Raw genomic sequence first — 19,496 nt, forward strand, 5'->3', positions numbered from 1 at the left:
GATGGCACGCGCGCCGCACGGGGCGAACCAGCCGCCCAAGATCATCGTCAAGAAGGTCTATATCGAGGGCCATGGCGGCCATCATGGCGGTGCCTGGAAGGTCGCCTATGCCGATTTCGTGACCGCGATGATGGCGTTCTTCCTGCTGCTGTGGATCCTCGGCGCGACGACCGAGAAACAGCGCAAGGGCATTGCCGACTATTTCGCGCCGACGCTGATCGACACGCACACGCTGGGGATCGGCGGCGGTGCGCTGCTCGGTGGCGAATCGATCCTGTCGAAGAACAAGATCGGTCCGCAAGCGGGGCAGACCAGCCTGCCGCAGATCGCCATTCCGAATGCGGGCGCGGGCGGCGCGGACACCGGCACCGGGCCCAAGGGCAACAAGAAGGGGCTCGACGCGCTGAATGCGGAGGATCGCCGCAATTTCGACGCGATGCGCCGCAAGGTGCTCCGCCAGATCGAACAGTCGAAGAACCTGTCGCGTCTCGCGAGCCACATCCGCTTCGTGCCGACCCAGGACGGGATGCGCATCGACCTGATCGACGATGCCGATTATTCGATGTTCGCGCTGGGCACGACGGCGCTCGACACCAGGGCAGGGGATTTGATCGGGATGATCGCGGGATCGATCGCCGGGTCGGCCAACCCGATCATGATCCGCGGGCACACCGACAGCGTGCCCTATGGCGATCCGCGCGCGATGAACAACTGGATGCTCTCGTCGGGCCGAGCCGAGGCGACACGACGGCGGCTGCTCGCCGGCGGCACGCCCGAGGCGCGCTTCGAACGGATCGAGGGTGTCGCGGACCGCGAGCCGCTGATCGTCAAGAACCCGAGCGATCCGCGCAACCGGCGCGTCGCGATCACCTTGCTCTACCGTCGGGGTCGTTTCGGCAGCTAGCCCGGCGCGACGACCCGGCCGGTGTCCGCCGGGGTGGTGAGGGGCGGCAACGGCGCGTGCGCCCTGCCTGATGCGAAAAGGGGCCGGTGGCGAACCACCGACCCCTGTAGTCGCTCAGATCGGTCGACCCGCGTCGCTTATTCGGCGACAGCCTCGACCTTGCGCTTGCGCTGCGGCGCAGCAGCCGGGGCTTCGGTCTTGCGGGCGCCGGGCTTGCGACCGAGACCGATCTTCTTGGCCATGGCACGGCGGCTTTCCGAATAGGTCTCGGCGACCATTGGATAGTCCGGCTTCAGCCCGTAGCGTTCGCGATATTCGATCGGCGTCATGCCGTGCGTCGCCAGGTGGCGGCGCAGTGTCTTGTACGGCTTGCCGTCGATCATCGAGATGATGTGATCTTTCGATGCCAGCGATTTCCGGACCGAAACTGCCGGGGTGTATTCGGCGACGGGTTCGACCACGGGCTCCTCCGTCGACGTGCCCAGCAATGCAGACACGGTGTCGTGCATCTTGCCAAGGAACGACGGAACCTCTTCGGCAGACGTGCGCGTATTGGGGTTTGTCAGCCACGCGATCGTCAGTTCGGTCGCCAATTCAACAGCGTTCAGCTCAATAATGTCTTCGGACATGATATGCTCCAGTCTTTGATCGACGCCTACGCCTATAGCACCCTATAATCAACATCCGATTTGAACCTATTATGCCATTTGCTATGCATTTTCTTCCAAAAGCCGTGCGGCACGGTCTCAAGACGCAATTTCCCCGGCATGGATGCAGTCTCGAGGAAGAACGGGAAGTGGTCCGGGCAGACACTTACTATAGGGGATAATGTCCGATATCTTCATTAACTATGATGCAGATCAGGCCTGATTGATCCGTGGAATGAATATGGGACCGATACCATGGACCTGAATGCTACTGCGGAGGAAGGACGGTTGACCCGAACCCGTCACTGTCCTTGACAGTCCTTCCGAAGTCTGGGGCGGCGTGTGGCTGAGGTCGGCCAGCTCAAGCCGGACGCGCGTGCCGCAGTGCATCGAACCCGGGCAGCAGGCCTGGCGCTGGAGCGCTGATCTGACGGGGGTGGACCGGGCTTCGGTTGCCGAGGTGGTCGGTAATTCGTGAGCTAAGATCTGATTGCTTGGGGCATTGCCGATCTGTCGCCCGACGGTCCGCCTAAGGCGCTGACCGTCGTCTCACCCGCCTGGCGAGATATGGTGCCCGGAAGAGGACTCGAACCTCCACGACCTTGCGATCGCCAGCACCTGAAGCTGGTGCGTCTACCAATTCCGCCATCCGGGCACGGGGTAGGAGGGCGCCTCTAGTGGAGGGTTGCGATGCTTGTCAACAACCCTCTTGCTGGGGCAAAGGGCGGGCAGGCATAAAGAATTGGACGGACGGGCGATGAACGACAGACTGGTGACGCTGATCGGAGGCGGAGGTTTCGTCGGCCGCTATGTCGCGCAGGCGCTGCTGGCGTCGGGTGCGCGGGTCCGGATCGCACAGCGCGATCCGCGACAGGCGTTTTTTCTCAAGCCGCTCGGCGGGCTCGGGCAGACGCAATTCGTCGGCGCCGACGTGACCAAGCCCGCGACGATCGCACAGGCGGTGCAGGGTGCGGACATCGTCGTGAACCTGGTCGGGGTGCTGGCGGGTGATTTCCACGGCGTCCAGGCGCTCGGCGCGCGGACCGTGGCGGAGGCCGCCGCCAAGGCGGGGGTCGGCGCGCTGGTCCATGTCTCGGCGATCGGTGCGGACGCCGCATCGGAGTCGGCCTATGGCAAGTCGAAGGGTGAGGGCGAGGCGGCGGTCCGCGCGGCCTTCCCCAACGCGACGATCCTGCGGCCGTCGATCATCTTCGGGCAGGAGGATCAGTTCGTGAACCGCTTCGCCGGGATGATCGCCAAGGCGCCGGTCGTGCCCGTGCTGCGCGCCGGTGCCAAGTTTCAGCCCGTGTTCGTCGGCAACGTCGCGGATGCGATCGTCGCTGCAGCCGCGGCTCCGGAGACGTTCGGCGGCAAGACGCTGGAGATCGGCGGACCCGACGTCATCACCATGGGCAACCTGATCCGCTGGATCGCCGCCGCGATCGGCCGCGAGCCGTCGATCGTCGAATTGCCCGATTTTGCCGGGGCACTGATCGCCAAGGCCGGGTTCCTCCCAGGCGCGCCGATCACCCAGGATCAGTGGCGGATGCTGCAGAGCGACAATATCGTCACCGGAGTCGACGGGTTGAAGGCGATGGGGATCGAGGCGACGCCAATGTCGACGGTCGCGCCGGGCTGGCTCGTCCGTTTCTGCAAGGCTGGGCGGTTCGGTCGCCGTGCCGCAACTCGGGCCGACACCCAGGTGGACACGCATTCGGCGACCCACGTGGTCTGATCCTGATGCGGGTCCAGCCGCCATCGACACTGATCGACCAGTCCTGATTCACCGCGCTGCGGGAGCTTTTGCGTGTCCGAACTTCTTACCGTCATCCTTCTCGGCATCGTCGAGGGGATCACCGAATTCCTGCCGGTCTCGTCGACAGGCCATCTCATCCTTGCGACGCGGCTGCTCGGCTATGATGCGGGGCGCTGGGAGGTGTTCAACGTCGTCATCCAGCTCGGCGCGATCCTTGCGATCGTGGTCCTGTACTGGCGGACCTTCTGGGCGGTGGGCATGGGCCTCATTCGCCGCGAGCCGAAATCCTGGCTGTTCCTACGCAATCTGGTGGTCGCCTTCATCCCTGCCGCGGTGATCGGGCTGGCGCTGCACCATTATATCGAGGCGCTGCTCGGCAATGCCGAGGTGGTCGCGATCGCGCTGGTCGTTGGCGGCTTTGCCATTCTGGCGGTCGAGCGGTTCGCACCGCGCAGCGACATCAGCGGTGTCGCGGACATTCCGCTGCGCACCGTTGTCGGGATCGGCATGCTCCAGTGCCTCGCGATGATCCCTGGCGTCAGCCGCTCGGGTGCAACGATCCTCGGGGCGCTGGCACTCGGCGTCGAGCGGCGCACCGCCGCCGAGTTCAGCTTCTTCCTCGCCATCCCCACGATGCTGGGGGCGAGCGGGCTCGAACTGATGAAGAACCATGCGGCGCTGACCAGCGGCGAGGGTGTCGGCCTGTTGTCGATCGCGATCGGCGCGCTCGTTTCGTTCGTCGTCGCGTTGCTGGTGGTCAAATGGTTTGTCGGGATCGTCACAAAGCACGGGTTTGTGCCGTTTGCATGGTATCGCATCGCCGCGGGCTCCGCCGCGCTGGTATGGCTCCTGTCGAAATAGGTCCGAGTCGGGATATATTCCGTGAGATTTGTGAATATGTCCCCCGGCCTGCGCGATTTGGCCTAATTATAGGTAAGTCTAGCTGACCCAATAGGCGTTTTTGCCGTGACAAACCTCCGACGACGCAATAACGCGATTGTCGGAGGCATACATGGCGAACGATTCGATGCTCAAATTCGTCGGGCGGGAGCAATCCTATCCCGACAAGCGTAATGCGGCGGAACGCGCGGACGATTTCCGCGAGATCGCTGCGCGCTATGCGGTCGAACCCGCCGAGGAGCAGGCGGGGCGCTGTTCGCAATGCGGCGTGCCCTATTGCTCGGTCCATTGTCCGCTCCACAACCATATCCCTGACTGGCTGCGCCTGACCGCCGAGGGCCGGCTCCGCGAGGCGTATGAGTTGAGCAACGCGACCTCGACCATGCCCGAGATCTGCGGTCGCATCTGTCCGCAGGACCGGCTGTGCGAGGGCAATTGCGTCATCGAGTTCACGGGCCACGGCGCGGTCACGATCGGCTCGGTCGAGAAGTTCATCACCGACACCGCCTGGGAGAATGGCTGGGTCGAGCCGCTGATCCCCGGCAAGTCGCGCGGCCAGTCGGTCGGTGTGATCGGGGCAGGGCCTGCCGGGCTGAGCGCCGCCGAATATCTGCGCGGCCACGGCTATGACGTGCACGTCTATGATCGTTACGACCGCGCGGGCGGCCTGCTCACCTACGGCATTCCCGGGTTCAAGCTCGAAAAGCCGATCGTCATGCGTCGGGTCGAGCGACTGAAGACCGCGGGGATCGTGTTCCACGAAGGCTTTGCGGTCGGTGACGACGCCAGCCTCGACGAGCTGCGCCAGCGCCACGACGCGATCCTGATCGCGACCGGCGTGTACAAGGCGCGCGCGATGGACCTGCCCGGTGGCGGCTCGAACGGCGTGGTGGCGGCGCTCGACTTCCTCGTCGCGTCGAACCGCAAGGGTTTCGGTGATGCGGTCCCCGCCTTTGACGACGGCAGCCTGAATGCCGAGGGCAAGGACGTCGTCGTGATCGGCGGCGGCGATACCGCGATGGACTGTGTCCGCACCGCGATCCGCCAGGGCGCCAAGTCGGTGAAGTGCCTCTATCGCCGCGACCGCGCGAACATGCCCGGGTCGCAGCGCGAAGTCGCCAATGCCGAGGAGGAGGGCGTCGAATTCGTCTGGTTGTCGGGCCCGCAGAGCTTCGACGGCGGCGAGGCCGTGTCGAGCGTCAGGGTGCGCAAGATGCGTCTGGGCGCAGCCGATGCGAGCGGTCGCCGCACGCCCGAACCCGATCCCGCCGGTGACTATTCGGTCGATGCCGACCTCGTCATCAAGGCGCTGGGCTTCGATGCCGAGGACCTGCCGACGCTGTTCGCGACGCCCGAACTGGGGGTGAGCCGCTGGGGCACCGTGCTGGTCGACGGCAAGACGCTGATGACCAGCCTCGACGGCGTGTTCGCGGCGGGCGACATCGTCCGCGGCGCGAGCCTGGTCGTGTGGGCGATCCGCGACGGGCGTGACGTGGCGGCGACGATGCACAAATATCTCAAGGCGAAGGCGGCCAGCGCGAAGGTCGCGGCGTGAGGCTCGGGTTTCTCGGGGCGGTGTTGCTGGCGGGTGCGGTAGTCCCGTCGGCGGCGCATGCGCAGGCAGCGCCTGTTGCCGCCGCGGCCCCTGATCCGGCCCGACTCGCAGCAGCGCGCGAATTGATCGACGTCTTGATGCCGCCCGAATCGCGCGCGCGGATGATCGAGGGCATGATCGCGCCGATGTTGGGCAATCTCCAGCAGGGCATGGCGCAGAGCCCAATGTTCAGCAGCGCAATGGCTAAAAATCCGCAGATGCAGGCGCAGTTTGCCGCCTTCATGAACCAGCAGCAGACTCGCACGCTGACGTTGATGCGCGACGGCATGCCGGGCATGTTCGATGCGATGGCGCGTGCCTATGCGCGCCGCTTCGACGTCGCCCAGTGTCGCGACATCAAGGCGTTCTTCGCGACGCCGAGCGGACGCCTGTACATGCAGCAGTCGCTGACGATCATGGCCGATCCTGACGTCGCCGCGTGGCAGCGGTCGATGATGGAATCCTCGATGCGCCACATGCAGGCCGATGTCGCCGAATTCGCCAAGCACGTTGCCACGCCCGAGCAAAAGAAGAAGTGACGATGACCGATTCCAGCACCGATCAGCGCCAATATCTCGCCGAACACGGCATGTACCGTCCCGAGTTCGAGGGTGATGCCTGCGGCGTCGGGCTCGTCGCCGCGACCGACGGCCGCGCCTCGCGGCGCGTCGTGCAGTCCGCGGTCGATGCGCTGAAGGCGGTGTGGCACCGCGGCGCGGTCGATGCGGACGGCAAGACCGGCGATGGAGCAGGTCTTCACATCGACCTTCCGCTCAAGTTCTTCGACGACGCGGTCGCCGCTTCGGGGCACAAGGTGCGGCCGAACCGGCTCGCGGTCGGCATGATCTTCCTGCCGCGCACCGATCTGGGGGCGCAGGAGGATTGCCGGACGATCGTCGAGAGCGCGATCATCGAGGCGGGCTATACCATCTATGGCTGGCGCCAGGTGCCCGTCGACGTGTCGGTGATCGGCCAGAAGGCGCAGGCGACGCGCCCCGAGATCGAGCAGATCATGATCGCCGGGCCATTGCCCGACGAGCAGGATGCCGCCGAGTTCGAAAAGACACTGTATCTGGTCCGCAGGCGTATCGAGAAGCGCGTGATCGCGGCGCAGATCCAGGGCTTCTACATCTGTTCGCTGTCGTGCCGCTCGATCATCTACAAGGGGCTGTTCCTCGCCGAATCGCTGTCGGTCTTCTATCCCGACCTGTGCGACCAGCGGTTCGAGAGCCGCGTCGCGATTTTCCATCAGCGCTATTCGACCAACACCTTCCCGCAATGGTGGCTGGCGCAGCCGTTCCGGTGTCTTGCACACAACGGCGAAATCAACACGATCCGCGGCAACAAGAATTGGATGCTGTCCCACGAGATCCGGATGGCGAGCCTCGCGTTCGGCGATAATTCCGAGGACATCAAGCCGGTGATCCCGGCAGGCGCGTCCGATACCGCCGCGCTCGACGCGGTGTTCGAGGCGATCTGCCGGTCGGGCCGCGATGCGCCGACCGCCAAGCTGATGCTGGTGCCCGAGGCCGCGAGCCCCGACATGCCGCCCGAGCACCGCGCGATGTACCAGTATCTGGCGTCGGTGATGGAGCCGTGGGACGGCCCGGCCGCGCTGGCGATGACCGATGGCCGCTGGGCCGTCGCGGGCATGGACCGCAACGCGCTCAGGCCCCTGCGCTATACGCTGACCGTCGACGGGCTGCTGATCGTCGGATCGGAAAGCGGGATGGTCGTCGTTCCCGAATCGACGATCATCGCCAAGGGGCGGCTGGGGCCGGGCGAGATGATCGCGGTCGACCTCGACGAAGGGCGGCTGCTGCAGGACCGCGCGGTCAAGGATCGCATCTCCGGCGAGGCGGACTATGCCGCGATGATCGGCGAGTTCCACACGCTGGCAGACCTGCCGTCGGTCGAGGATGCCGTGGTCCGCTATGATCGCGCCGAGCTGGCACGACGCCAGGTCGCGGCCGGGCAGACGATCGAGGACATGGAGCTTATCCTGTCGCCGATGGTCGAATCGGCCAAGGAAGCGATCGGATCGATGGGCGACGATACGCCGCTCGCGGTCATTTCGGACAAGCCGCGGTTGATCAGCCAGTTCTTCCGCCAGAATTTCAGCCAGGTGACCAACCCGCCAATCGATCCTCTGCGCGAGCGGCACGTGATGTCGCTCAAGACGCGGTTCGGCAATCTCGCCAACATCCTCGACGTGCGCGATCAGCGCGAGCGCGTGCTGGTGCTCGATTCACCGGTCCTCACTGGTGAGCATTGGGCGCGGCTGAAGGCGCATTTCGGCGGCGCGGTTGCCGAGATCGATTGCACCTTCGATGCCGGCGGCGGCCCGGAGAAGCTGCGCGCGGCGATCCAGCGGATCCGTAACGAGGCCGAGCAGGCGGTCCGCCAGGGCAAGAGCGAGCTGTTCCTGACCGACGAGGCGATCGGCGAGGACCGCGTTGGCATCGCCGGCGTGCTCGCAGTGGCGGCGGTGCACACGCATCTCGTCCGTCGCGGCCTGCGCTCCTATGCGTCGATCAACGTGCGCACGGCGGAATGCCTCGACACGCATTATTATGCGGTGCTGATCGGCGTCGGCGCGACGACCGTGAACGCGTATCTGGCCGAAGCCGCGATCGTCGATCGCCAGAGCCGCGGGCTGTTCGGTGATCTCGATCTGGCCGAATGCCTGCGTCGTCACCGCGTCGCGGTCGAGGAGGGGCTGCTCAAGATCATGTCGAAGATGGGCATCGCGGTCATCTCGTCCTACCGCGGCGGCTATAATTTCGAGGCGGTCGGCCTGTCGCGCAGCCTGGTGAACGACCTGTTCCCCGGCATGCCCGCGAAGATCAGCGGCGAGGGCTATGCCTCGCTTCACGTCAACGCGACCGATCGCCACGAGGCGGCGTTCGATCCGGCGGTCGCGACGCTGCCGATCGGCGGCTTCTATCGCCAGCGCCACACCGGCGAGACGCATGCCTATTCGGCGCAGCTGATGCATCTGCTCCAGACCGCGGTCGCGACCGACAGCTATACGAGCTACCTGCAATTCTCGCGCGGGGTGTCGGACCTGCCGCCGGTGTATCTGCGCGACCTTCTCCAGTTCAACTTCCCGGCCGAGGGCGTGCCCGTCGACCAGGTCGAGGCGATCACTGAGATCCGCAAGCGGTTCGTGACGCCGGGCATGTCGCTCGGCGCGCTCTCCCCCGAGGCGCACGAGACGCTGGCGATCGCGATGAACCGGATCGGCGCGAAGGCGGTGTCGGGCGAGGGCGGCGAGGACAAGTCTCGCTTCGTGCCCTATGCGAACGGCGACAATGCAAACTCGACGATCAAGCAGATCGCGAGCGGCCGGTTCGGCGTGACCGCGGAATATCTGAACGCGTGCGAGGAGATCGAGGTCAAGGTCGCGCAGGGCGCCAAGCCCGGCGAGGGCGGCCAGCTGCCCGGCTTCAAGGTGACCGAATTCATCGCCAAGCTGCGCCATGCGACGCCCGGCGTGACGCTGATCTCGCCGCCGCCGCATCACGACATCTACTCGATCGAGGATCTGGCGCAGCTCATCTATGACCTGAAGCAGATCAATCCGCGCGCGCGCGTCTGTGTGAAGCTCGTCAGCTCGGCGGGCATCGGCACCGTGGCGGCGGGCGTCGCGAAGGCGCATGCCGACGTGATCCTGATCGCGGGCCATGTCGGCGGCACCGGCGCGTCGCCGCAGACGTCGATCAAATATGCGGGCACGCCGTGGGAAATGGGGCTGTCCGAGGTCAACCAGGTGCTGACGCTCAACGGCCTGCGCGGCCGCGTGCGGCTGCGCACCGATGGCGGGCTCAAGACCGGACGCGACATCGTGATCGCCGCGATCCTCGGCGCGGAAGAGTTCGGGATCGGCACGCTGTCGCTGGTGGCGATGGGCTGCATCATGGTCCGCCAGTGTCATTCGAACACCTGCCCGGTCGGCATCTGCACGCAGAATGACGCGCTCAGGCAGAAGTTCGTCGGCACGCCCGAGAAGGTCATCAACCTGATGACGTTCATCGCCGAGGAAGTCCGCGACATCCTCGCGCGGCTGGGCGTGAAGAGCCTCGACGACGTGATCGGCCGTACCGAGCTGTTGCGGCAGGTCAGCCGTGGTGCCGAGCATCTCGACGATCTCGATCTCAACCCGATCCTCGCCAAGGTCGACGCATCGGATGCCGAGCGGCGCTTTTCGCTCTCGACCTTCCGCAACGAAGTGCCCGACAGCCTCGACGCGCAGATCATCAAGGATGCCGCGGCGGTGTTCTCGCGCGGCGAGAAGATGCAGCTGACCTATTCGGTGCGCAACACGCACCGCGCGGTGGGGACGCGGCTGTCGAGCGAGATCACGCGCAAGTTCGGCATGTCGACGCTCGCCGACGATCACGTCACGATCCGGTTGCGGGGCTCGGCGGGCCAGTCGCTCGGCGCGTTCCTCTGCAAGGGGATCACGCTCGAGGTGTTCGGCGATTCGAACGACTATGTCGGCAAGGGACTGTCAGGGGGGACGATCATCGTGCGGCCCGCGGTGAGTTCGCCGCTCGCCAGCCAGGACAACACGATCATCGGCAACACCGTGCTCTATGGCGCCACCAGCGGCCGGCTGTTCGCGGCGGGGCAGGCGGGCGAGCGGTTCGCAGTCCGCAACTCAGGCGCGACCGTGGTCGTCGAGGGCTGTGGCGCGAACGGCTGCGAGTACATGACCAACGGAATCGCGGTCGTGCTCGGCGCGGTGGGGGCGAACTTCGGCGCTGGGATGACCGGCGGGATGGCGTTCGTCTATGATCCCGAGGGCCTGTTCGCAAAGCGCGCCAACCCTGAGAACATCACCTGGGACCGGGTGAAGTCGCTCCACTGGGCGGATGTACTGCTAGACCTGGTGCGCGACCATGCGGATACGACCGACAGCAAATGGTCGAAGGGCCTGCTCGAGGACTGGGACCGGGTGGCACCGCATTTCTGGCAGATCGTGCCGAAGGAAATGCTGACGCGCCTGCCGCATCCGCTGGATGACAGCGCGGAGCTGGTCGCGGCTGAATAGCGTCTGCCGCGTATTCCACCCCGGCGAAGGCCGGGGCCCAGTTGGAAAGGTCGCAGTAACGGAGCACCGCGCTTCGTTATCTGCGCGTCCCAACTTGGCCCCGGCCTTTGCCGGGGAGGGGGTAAGAAGGGGGTTCACGCGGAGACGCGGAGACGCGGAGCTTCAATTACCTCTGCTGCTTCTTGATTGCGATCGGCGATGAGAGCGCTTCGCGCGCCACGAGCGCAACACCTCCGCGCCTCCGCGCCTCCGCGCGAACCCAATCTTCTTACGCACCGGCAAACCCGCGCTAGTGACACACCCGCCCGATGCCGCCTAAACGGACGCTATGTGGCAGCTTTATCAATTCCCCTTATGTCCCTTCTCGCGAAAGGTGCGCTTGCTGCTGGGCGAGAAGGGCATCGGCTACGAGCTCGTCCGCGAATCGCCCTGGGAGCGGCGTGACGAGTTCATGGACATGAACCCCGCGGGTCAGACGCCGGTGATGGTCGATGCGTCGCGCGGCGTCGCGCCGCTGATCGATTCGATGGCGATCTGCGAATTTTTCGAGGAAACCGTCGAGAAGTCGGCGATGATCAACGGCACCGCGACCAACCGCGCGGAGATCCGCCGGCTGGTGACGTGGTTCGACACGCATTTCTATCGCGACGTGACCGGCCCGCTGCTCCACGAGCGGATGGTCAAGCGCCTCGCGCACCGCGCCGCACCCGATGCCAAGGGCCTGCGCGAGGCGATGAAGGCGGCGGTGGGGCATCTGGACTACACCGATTACCTGCTCGATCACCGCAACTGGCTGGGCGGCGCGACGATGAGCCTGGTCGATCTGGCCGCCGCGGCGCAGATCTCGGTCACGGATTATCTCGGCGGGATCGACTGGAAGGGGCACGACCAGACGGCACGCTGGTATCGCGGGTTCAAGAGCCGGCCGAGCTTTCGTCCCTTGCTGAGCGAACGCATGGAATTGATCGCGCCGCCCGCGCATTACGACAATGTGGACTTCTGAAGATGGCCGAGCCCGGAATCGCGTTCGACGACTTTGCCAGGGTCGATATCCGGGTCGGGACGATCATCGCGGTCGAGCCCTTTCCCGAGGCCCGCAAGCCTGCGTTCAAGCTGACGATCGATTTCGGTGACACGATCGGGACCAAGCGATCCTCGGCCCAGATCACCGACCATTATTCGCCGGAGACGCTCGTCGGCCGCCAGGTCGCCGCGGTGGTCAACTTTCCGCCGCGGCAGATCGGGCCGATGATGTCCGAGGTGCTGACGCTGGGCTTTCCCGATGCCGACGGCAAGGTCGTGCTGATCGCACCGTCCGAGCCCGTTCCGAACGGCGGCCGCCTCTTCTGACGCGGCGCCGTCCGGGCCGAATACGGCCCGGCGCCTAGCCCTCGAGGCTTTTCGAGCTCTGCTCGACCATGTCGCGCGACAATCCGGGCGTGTGCAGGATCCGCTCGAGTTCCGCACGCATCAGCCCGGCGCGTTTGGCGTCGAACCGGCGCCAGCGACCGAGCGGCGGCAGGAGCTTTGCCGCCGTCTGCGGATTGAGCCGGTCGAGCGCAATCAGATGATCCGCAAGGAAGCGATAGCCGCTGCCGTCGATCGCATGGAAGGCGCGCTGGTTCGCCGCAAACGCGCCGATGAGCGCGCGCGCTCGGTTCGGATTGGTTAGCGTGAAATCGGGATGCCGGGCGAGCGCCGCGACGACTACGCCGGTATCGTCGCGCGACGACTGGGCCTGGGTCTGAAACCACTTGTCGAGCACCAGCGGATTGCTGCTGTAGCGCGCGTAGAAGCGGTCGAGCGCCGTGTCGCGCTGTGCCGCCGTTGAGCTGACGAGCGCGGTCAGCGCGCCTTGGCGGTCGGTCATGTTGTCCGCCCCCTCGAACTGCGCGAGTGCCAGTTCGGCAGCGTCGGGGGCGTCGCTCGCCATGATATAGCCGAGCGCGACTGAGCGCAGCCGGCGCAGGCCCTTGCCCTCGGGCGTATAGGCAAAGGGTGCCGAACCGGCGCGCGCATGCGCCTGGCGCCACTGGCGTTCGAGCTGCGTGCCGAGATCGCGACGCAGGCCGTCGCGGGCGCGGAAGATGGCGTCAGGATCGACGATCCGCATCTGGTCGCCGATAAAGCTCTCGGACGGCAGCATCACCGCTTCGGCGATGAAGGCGGGGTCGAGATCGGGATCCTCCAGCGTCCGGGCGACCGCGGCGATGACACCGTCATGCTCCGCGCGACCCGTGCTCGCGCTGGCCACGAGCGTCTCGAGCATCAGCTGCTGCATCGCCTCGTACCGCGCGAAGGGATCGTCGTCATGCGCGCTGAGAAAGGCGAGATCCGCGGCGCTGCGATCGCTTTCGACCACGACCGGCGCGGAAAAGCCGCGATTGATCGACAGGACCGGGCGTTCGTCGATCCCCTCGAACCGGATCGTCTCGCCCGGCCCGTCGAGCAGGACGAGCCGCTCGTCGATCAGGGCGGTGCCCGTGTCGGCGCCGAACAGCTTGATCGCGAGCGGCAGGACCATCGGCGCCTTGTCCGGCTGGCCCGGCGTGGCGGGCACATGCTGCGCCAGCGTCAGCGTCGCGCGCTTGGCCACAGGATCATGCGACAGGCTTGCCGAGAGGCGCGGGGTGCCCGCTTGCGAATACCAGAGGCGGAACTGCGTCAGATCGATCCCGCTCGCCTCTTCCATGCTGGCGACGAAATCCTCGCAGGTCGCGGCGGTGCCGTCGAAGCGGTCGAAATACAGATCAGTCCCCGCCCGGAAGTTCTTCGGCCCAAGGATCGCCGCCATCATGCGGATCAGCTCGGCGCCCTTGTTGTAGATGGTCGCGGTGTAGAAGTTCGAGATCTCCTGGTAGGATTCGGGGCGGACGGGATGCGCGAGCGGTCCTGAATCCTCGGGAAACTGCGACGCACGCAGGCCGCGGACGTCCTCGATCCGCTTGACCGCACGGCTGCCCTGGTCGGCGGAGAAGCCCTGGTCGCGATAGACCGTGAAGCCCTCCTTCAGCGACAGCTGGAACCAGTCGCGGCAGGTGATCCGGTTGCCCGACCAGTTGTGGAAATATTCATGCGCGACGACCGCGGCGATCGCGTCATAGTCATAATCGGTCGCGGTATCGGGGTCGGCCAGGATGTAGCGCGAGTTGAAGATGTTCAGCCCCTTGTTCTCCATCGCGCCGAAGTTGAAGTCGTCGACCGCGACGATGTTGAACACGTCGAGATCATATTCGCGGCCATAGGTCGCCTCGTCCCAGGCCATGGAGAGCGCCAGCGCCTCGAGCGCATGATCGGTCTTGGCGAGGTCCGCCTTGCGCACCCAGATGCCGAGCGACACCTCGCGCCCCGACATCGTCGTGAAACGGCCCGAATTGACCGCAAGATCCCCGGCGACGATCGCGAACAGATAGGAGGGCTTGGGGAAGGGGTCGTTCCATTCCGCCCAGTGGCGGCCATCGGCGAGATCGCCCTGTGCGACGGGGTCGCCGTTCGCCAGCAGCACGGGGAAGCGCGCCTTGTCCGCCGTCATCCGCACCGAATAGCGGCTGAGCACGTCGGGACGGTCGGGGAAATAGGTGATGCGGCGAAACCCCTCCGCCTCGCACTGCGTGCACAGATTGCCGCCCGAGGCATAGAGCCCCATCAGCTGGGTGTTGCGGTCGGGGGCGATCTCGACCTCGGTCTCGACGACATGCGCGTCACCCGACAGGGGGATCACCAGCTGCTCGCCCTCGAAATGCCAGTCGTTGACCGCGACGCCGTCAACCATGATCGACAGCGGGCGCTGGCCTGCCCCATCGAGCTTCAGCGGATCGCGGTGGTCACCGTTGCGGGTGACGGACAGCGTCGCGATGACACGTGTCGCGGACGGATCGAGCGTGAACTCCAGCCGTGTCGTCGGCACCAGCCAGGCCGGCGCCGTATAATCGACCCGGCGAATGGCGACCGGGGCAGCGATGTCGGGCTGGGCGAGGCTGTGTTGGATGTCGAGCATAGACGTCGAATATAGGGGCCGTCGCGAGCTCCGCCAGCCAAAGCTTGCCGGGCTGTGCTTGCGTGTCGCGGCCGGCGTGCTACCCGGCTGCAACACGTTCGTCTTGCGAGGATTTCGGCATGTATCGGTTCATCGGCGCGCTCTCGGTGCTCGCCCTCTCCACGGCGACGCTGGCGCAGACGTCGGCCCCGCAACCGAAAGCCGCCGCGCCGACACCGGCACCCGCATCGGGGGCCACCCCGGCCGCAAAGCCCGATCCGGCGATCCTCAATGCACGGCTCGCAGCGCCGCTGCCGGCGGATCAGGCGGCGATGAAGGCGCACGTCCTGTTCCTCGCCTCCGATGCGATGAAGGGGCGCGAGGCGGGCAGCCCCGAGTTCGACATCGCCGCGCAATATGTTGCGGCGCAATTCTATGCCGCCGGTCTGCGGCCGGGCGGTGACGATGCCGGCTATCTGCAGCGCGTGCCGCTGGTGAGCTACAAGGCCGCGGACAAGGGCAGCTTCACCTGGACGCCGCAGTCTGGCGCCGCGCAGCTGCTGGTGTTTGCGGCAGATTATGTACCCGCCGCCAACGGTGCGAAGGCCGATACCGCGGTTTCGGCGCCGATCGTGTTCGTCGGCTATGGCATCGACGCCCCGCAATACGGCCAGAACGACTATGCCGGCGTCGACGTCCGCGGCAAGATCGTCGCCTATTTCGGCGGTGCGCCGGCGCGGTTCAGCGGCGAGGAACGTGCCTTTTTCGGATCCGGCGGCACCAAGGCCCGGACCGCCGAAAGCAAGGGGGCGGTCGGCGTGATCACGCTCGAAAGCCCGCGGACCGCCAAGGCCCGCCCGTTCGCGCGATCGGCGCAATTCTACGACGCCGCCCGGATGACCTGGGCCAACCTCGACGGCACCGGCAAGGTCGACGCGCCCGGCGCGCCGTCGCTCGGCACGCTGAGCGTCACAGGCGCGACCAAGCTGTTCGGCGCCTCATGGAAGGCGATCGCCAAGCAGGCGCGGTCGGACAATGCGAAGTTCAAGTCGGCGCCGCTTGCAGGCACGCTGACGGTCGCGACCAAGACGAGCTTCGCGCCGGCGGCAAGCAGCAACGTCGTCGGCGTCATTCCCGGCACCGATCCGGTGCTCGGCAAGGAGGTCGTCGTGCTGTCCGCGCATCTCGATCACATCGGCATCACCCGGCCCGCGAACGGCGCGAAGGACGGCGATGCGCTCAACAACGGCGCGCTCGACAATGCGATCGGCATCGCCAGCCTGATCGAGGAAGCCAAGCGATTCACGACCAGCGGCAAGGGCTCGAAGCGCACGCTGATCTTCCTCGCGGTCACGGGCGAGGAAAAGGGGCTGGTCGGCAGCGATTATTTCACCAACCATCCGACCGTGCCGCTCGCCAATATCGTCGCGGACGTGAACCTCGACATGCCGATCCTGACCTACAAGTTCGAGGACATGGTGGTGTTCGGCGCGGAGCGATCGACGCTCGGCCCGATTGTCCAGAAGGCGGTCGCGGCGATTGGTGTCGGCCTGTCGCCCGATCCGATGCCCGAAGAGGGAATCTTCGTCCGCTCGGATCATTTCCGCTTCGTGCAAAAGGGGATCCCGGCGGTGTTCCTGTGGCCGGGGCAGAAGGGGCCGGGCAAGGCCGCGGTCGCCTATTTCATGGCAAACAACTATCACAAGCCGTCTGACGATCTGTCGCAGCCGATCCTGTGGGATCAGGGCGTGCGGTTCGTCGATGCGAACTACCGGATCGCCCGCGAGATCGCCGATGGCGCGGAGCGGCCGGTCTGGAATGCGGGCGATTATTTCGGCACGCTCTACAAGGGCCCGATGGGCCGGGCGGCGGCCGCGAAATGAACCGGCTGCTCGTCTTCGGCCTCGGCTACACCGCGTCGCGGATCGCGCGCCGCCTGGCCGGGGACGGATGGCATGTGGTCGGCACGTCGCGCGACGGTCGCGACGGCATGATCCGGTTCGACGACGCCGCTGCGGTCATGACGGAGATCGCCGCGGCGACGCATATCCTGTCCTCGGTCCCGCCAGAGCATGACGCCGACCCCGTGCTGGCGCGCTACGGATCGGCGCTGCTGCGGACGCGCGCCTGGCTCGGCTATCTGTCGTCGACCGGCGTGTACGGCGATGCCGGTGGTGCCTGGGTCGACGAGACCGCGCCGATCGGTGGCGGACGCCGGAGTGCGCGCGCGGCGGCGGATGCCGACTGGCTCGCGATCGGCGCGCGGACGTTTCGCCTGCCCGGCATCTACGGCCCTGGCCGGTCGCCGCTCGACCGCGTGCGTGAGGGCAAGGCGCACCGGATCGACCAGCCGGGACAGGTGTTCAGTCGCGCGCATGTCGACGATATCGGCGCGGGCGTGATCGCGGCGTTCGATGCGCCGCCGGGCGCCTATAATCTGGCGGACGACGTCCCCGCGTCGCAGAACGACGTCGTCGCCTTCGCCGCAGCACTGCTCGGTCTGCCCGCGCCGCCGTTCGTGACGATCGAGCAGCTGTCGGCGATGGGCCGTGGTTTCTACGCCGAGAACCGGCGGGTCGCGAACGGCAAGGCGAAGCGCGTCCTGCGCTGGACCCCGACCTGGCCGGATTACCGGGCGGGTCTGCGGGCGCTGAGCGCGATGACGAGCCCGGCACCCGCGAGCACCGCACCGGCCACCGCTAGCGTCGACCAGTGATAATGCTCGAAGATCGTCGATAAGATCATCGCGATGACCGGCACGATCACCCCCGAATAGGCCGCCTTGGCAGGCCCGATCGCGCGGATGACGTTGAAGTAGAGCGGGAAGGCGAGCGCGGAGGCGAAGATGCCGAGATAGAGGATCCCGGCGATATAGCCCAGCCGCAGCTCGAACACCGGCGGCCCGGTGGTGATCCAGGCGAAGGTCGCGTCGAGCGTCGCGCCGATCAGCATCGCGATCGCCAGCATCGGGGCCATCGGATAGCGTTTGGCAAACGCGCTGCCCTGCATGACATTGGCGATCGACGCGGCCAGGACGCCGCCCAGCGTCAGGGCGATGCCGATGGTCGCGGACTGCGGACCATGCGGATCGACCCGCGCCTCGTTGACGAACAGCAATGCGACGCCCGCCATCGCGACGGCGCACCCAAGCATCAATTGTCGCCCGAGTTTCTGCCCCAGGAAGATGCGGCCGAACACCGCGTTGGGGACGAGCAGCAACGCGAACACCACCGCGACCAGCCCCGACGTCACATAATGCTCGGCGCGGTAGACGAAGTTGAAGTTGAACGTGAACAGCGCGGTACCGATGACCGCGGCAAAGGCGTAGCCGCGGGCGTCGAGCACGAGGCTTTCGCGCTTTACCCGCGCATAGATCGCCATCGCGATGCCGGCGATGAGGAAGCGGTAGCTGATCGACCAGCTCGGCGGCACCACCGCAATCTGGTCGCGGATGACGAGCCAGGTCGACCCCCAGATCAGCGTGACGATCCCGAACGGGACGAGCACCGCCGCACGCGTCGACTGGATCGGGGGTTGGGGCGAACCGGACGGCCCGGTCATAACGCCCGGATCGCGTCCGCGAGCTGGTCGACCGGACCGACCGGCGTGTCCCACGCGGTCACCAGCCGGATCTCACCTGCTGCCCAGTCATAGAAATCGAACCCCTGCGCGCGGAGCGCGGCGGCTTCGTCGGGGGTCGCGCGGAGAAAGACCTCATTGGCCTCGACCGGATGGACGAGGCGGTCGCCCGCGGCCGCGGCCAGTCGCGTGGCAGCCTGGTTCGCGGCCTTGCCATTGGCGAGCCACAGGTCGTCCTCGAGCATCGCGAGGATCTGCGCGGCCAGATACCGCCCCTTTGACAGGAGCAGGCCCGCGCGCTTGCGGCGATACTGGGTGACGGCGGCGAGCTCGGGCTTGAAGAACACCAGCGCCTCCGCGCTCATCGCGCCGTTCTTGACGAACCCGAAACTCAGCGCGTCGACGCCTGCGCGCCACGTCATGTCGGCGGGCGAGCATCCCACATGGACCATCGCGTTCGCAAAACGCGCGCCGTCCATGTGGAAGCCGAGCCCGCGCTCACGCGCGAGCGCGCCGATCTCGGCGACCTCGTGGGGGCGGTATACCCGGCCATATTCGGTGGCGTTGGTGATCGAGATCGCGTGCGGCTGGACGCGGTGAACGTCGTCGGGGATCGCGTCGAGGATGGTGCGGATCGTCGACGGCGTCAGCTTCGCGCCGTCCCCATCGGCGAGGAACAGCTTGGCACCGTGCGTGTAGAATTCAGGCGCGCCGCCCTCGTCGTTCTGGATATGCGCGTCGCGGTGGCAGACGATGCCGCCATGTGGCGGGCACAGCGCGGCAAGGGCGAGGCAGTTGGCGGCGGTACCGGTAGGCACCCACAGCACCGCCACCTCGGTCTCGAACAGCGCCGACAGGCGGCCGTCGAGCTGCTGGCTCCATTGATCGCCCGCATAGGCGGTGTCGAGCGTGTCGGCGGCGGCGATCGCGGCCATGACCTGTGGGTGGATCCTGGCGGCGTTGTCGGAGAAAAAGCGCATCGTCAGGACATGCTGCGATGCCGTGATGGCGTCAACGGGCGCTTCGCCTGGGTCGCCCCCTTCTACGTCGTTATCCCGGGGCCTGACTTTCGTCAGGATGACGG

At 66.4% G+C, this 19,496-nt stretch carries 14 protein-coding genes and 1 tRNA gene; 10 read left to right on the forward strand and 5 right to left on the reverse strand.

Annotation, left to right across the window (positions count from 1 at the left end):
• Position 1: 1 nt before the first annotated feature.
• Positions 2-904, forward strand: coding sequence for a flagellar motor protein MotB (locus tag IFT71_RS12065; protein ID WP_056672975.1), 903 nt, complete (start codon positions 2-4; stop codon positions 902-904).
• 137 nt (positions 905-1,041) lie between these two features.
• Here IFT71_RS12065 and IFT71_RS12070 read toward each other — a convergent pair whose 3' ends face one another.
• The gene (locus IFT71_RS12070; RefSeq protein ID WP_031394198.1) at positions 1,042-1,533 is read right to left on the reverse strand and encodes a MucR family transcriptional regulator; all 492 of its coding nucleotides are present in this window, start codon (positions 1,531-1,533) and stop codon (positions 1,042-1,044) included.
• 586 nt (positions 1,534-2,119) lie between these two features.
• Positions 2,120-2,206: transfer RNA gene (locus IFT71_RS12075), tRNA-Leu, on the reverse strand.
• 102 nt (positions 2,207-2,308) lie between these two features.
• On the opposite strand from IFT71_RS12075, the gene IFT71_RS12080 reads away from it, so the two are divergent.
• The 7 genes from IFT71_RS12080 to IFT71_RS12110 all read left to right on the forward strand — a co-directional run bounded on the left by IFT71_RS12080 (position 2,309) and on the right by IFT71_RS12110 (position 12,207).
• Positions 2,309-3,286 carry a complex I NDUFA9 subunit family protein gene (locus IFT71_RS12080; RefSeq protein WP_192141024.1) on the forward strand — a complete coding sequence of 326 codons (978 nt, stop codon included), beginning with the start codon at positions 2,309-2,311 and terminating at the stop codon, positions 3,284-3,286.
• Between the two features lie 72 nt (positions 3,287-3,358).
• Positions 3,359-4,168 carry an undecaprenyl-diphosphate phosphatase gene (locus IFT71_RS12085; RefSeq protein WP_056672967.1) on the forward strand — a complete coding sequence of 270 codons (810 nt, stop codon included), beginning with the start codon at positions 3,359-3,361 and terminating at the stop codon, positions 4,166-4,168.
• Positions 4,169-4,319: 151 nt separating this feature from the next.
• Positions 4,320-5,762 carry an NAD(P)-dependent oxidoreductase gene (locus IFT71_RS12090; protein WP_192141025.1) on the forward strand — a complete coding sequence of 481 codons (1,443 nt, stop codon included), beginning with the start codon at positions 4,320-4,322 and terminating at the stop codon, positions 5,760-5,762.
• On the forward strand, positions 5,759-6,340 hold the full coding sequence (locus tag IFT71_RS21860) for a DUF2059 domain-containing protein (RefSeq protein WP_107931273.1): 582 nt from the start codon (positions 5,759-5,761) through the stop codon (positions 6,338-6,340). The genes IFT71_RS12090 and IFT71_RS21860 overlap by 4 nt, the downstream gene beginning before the upstream one ends.
• Positions 6,341-6,342: 2 nt before the next feature.
• Positions 6,343-10,857, forward strand: a complete 4,515-nt coding sequence (gltB, locus tag IFT71_RS12100) for a glutamate synthase large subunit (RefSeq protein WP_166746678.1) — start codon at positions 6,343-6,345, stop codon at positions 10,855-10,857.
• A 328-nt stretch (positions 10,858-11,185) separates the two neighbouring features.
• On the forward strand, positions 11,186-11,860 hold the full coding sequence (locus IFT71_RS12105) for a glutathione S-transferase family protein (RefSeq protein ID WP_031396481.1): 675 nt from the start codon (positions 11,186-11,188) through the stop codon (positions 11,858-11,860).
• 2 nt (positions 11,861-11,862) lie between these two features.
• Positions 11,863-12,207, forward strand: coding sequence for a tRNA-binding protein (locus tag IFT71_RS12110; protein ID WP_031441545.1), 345 nt, complete (start codon positions 11,863-11,865; stop codon positions 12,205-12,207).
• A 34-nt stretch (positions 12,208-12,241) separates the two neighbouring features.
• On the opposite strand, the gene pepN is transcribed toward IFT71_RS12110, so the two are convergent.
• The gene (gene pepN / locus IFT71_RS12115) at positions 12,242-14,854 is read right to left on the reverse strand and encodes an aminopeptidase N (RefSeq protein WP_192141026.1); all 2,613 of its coding nucleotides are present in this window, start codon (positions 14,852-14,854) and stop codon (positions 12,242-12,244) included.
• A gap of 119 nt (positions 14,855-14,973) precedes the next feature.
• Here pepN and IFT71_RS12120 point away from each other — a divergent pair, with 119 nt between their 5' ends.
• Positions 14,974-16,716 carry a M28 family metallopeptidase gene (locus tag IFT71_RS12120; RefSeq protein WP_192141028.1) on the forward strand — a complete coding sequence of 581 codons (1,743 nt, stop codon included), beginning with the start codon at positions 14,974-14,976 and terminating at the stop codon, positions 16,714-16,716.
• Positions 16,713-17,549: an NAD(P)-dependent oxidoreductase gene (locus IFT71_RS12125; protein WP_192141030.1), complete on the forward strand. Its 837-nt coding sequence runs from the start codon at positions 16,713-16,715 to the stop codon at positions 17,547-17,549. Before IFT71_RS12120 ends, IFT71_RS12125 begins: the two co-directional genes overlap by 4 nt.
• Here the strand turns inward: IFT71_RS12125 and IFT71_RS12130 are convergent.
• Both IFT71_RS12130 and IFT71_RS12135 read right to left on the reverse strand, forming a co-directional pair.
• Positions 17,462-18,394 carry a DMT family transporter gene (locus tag IFT71_RS12130; protein ID WP_056409708.1) on the reverse strand — a complete coding sequence of 311 codons (933 nt, stop codon included), beginning with the start codon at positions 18,392-18,394 and terminating at the stop codon, positions 17,462-17,464. The genes IFT71_RS12125 and IFT71_RS12130 overlap by 88 nt on opposite strands.
• On the reverse strand, positions 18,391-19,392 hold the full coding sequence (locus IFT71_RS12135; protein WP_192141032.1) for a threonine aldolase family protein: 1,002 nt from the start codon (positions 19,390-19,392) through the stop codon (positions 18,391-18,393). Before IFT71_RS12135 ends, IFT71_RS12130 begins: the two co-directional genes overlap by 4 nt.
• Positions 19,393-19,496 lie beyond the last annotated feature (104 nt).

It is taken from the genome of Sphingomonas sp. CFBP 13733, from assembly GCF_014841795.1.
GTDB lineage: Bacteria > Pseudomonadota > Alphaproteobacteria > Sphingomonadales > Sphingomonadaceae > Sphingomonas > Sphingomonas aerolata.

Excerpts from the sequence above, each read along its gene's own strand:
- IFT71_RS12065 (WP_056672975.1), top strand. The coding sequence starts at position 2 with ATGGCACGCGCGCCGCACGGGGCGAACCAGCCGCCCAAGATCATCGTC.
- IFT71_RS12070 (WP_031394198.1), bottom strand. The coding sequence starts at position 1,533 with ATGTCCGAAGACATTATTGAGCTGAACGCTGTTGAATTGGCGACCGAA.
- IFT71_RS12080 (WP_192141024.1), top strand. The coding sequence starts at position 2,309 with ATGAACGACAGACTGGTGACGCTGATCGGAGGCGGAGGTTTCGTCGGC.
- IFT71_RS12090 (WP_192141025.1), top strand. The coding sequence starts at position 4,320 with ATGGCGAACGATTCGATGCTCAAATTCGTCGGGCGGGAGCAATCCTAT.
- gltB (WP_166746678.1), top strand. The coding sequence starts at position 6,343 with ATGACCGATTCCAGCACCGATCAGCGCCAATATCTCGCCGAACACGGC.
- IFT71_RS12105 (WP_031396481.1), top strand. The coding sequence starts at position 11,186 with ATGTGGCAGCTTTATCAATTCCCCTTATGTCCCTTCTCGCGAAAGGTG.
- IFT71_RS12110 (WP_031441545.1), top strand. The coding sequence starts at position 11,863 with ATGGCCGAGCCCGGAATCGCGTTCGACGACTTTGCCAGGGTCGATATC.
- pepN (WP_192141026.1), bottom strand. The coding sequence starts at position 14,854 with ATGCTCGACATCCAACACAGCCTCGCCCAGCCCGACATCGCTGCCCCG.
- IFT71_RS12120 (WP_192141028.1), top strand. The coding sequence starts at position 14,974 with ATGTATCGGTTCATCGGCGCGCTCTCGGTGCTCGCCCTCTCCACGGCG.
- IFT71_RS12125 (WP_192141030.1), top strand. The coding sequence starts at position 16,713 with ATGAACCGGCTGCTCGTCTTCGGCCTCGGCTACACCGCGTCGCGGATC.
- IFT71_RS12130 (WP_056409708.1), bottom strand. The coding sequence starts at position 18,394 with ATGACCGGGCCGTCCGGTTCGCCCCAACCCCCGATCCAGTCGACGCGT.
- IFT71_RS12135 (WP_192141032.1), bottom strand. The coding sequence starts at position 19,392 with ATGCGCTTTTTCTCCGACAACGCCGCCAGGATCCACCCACAGGTCATG.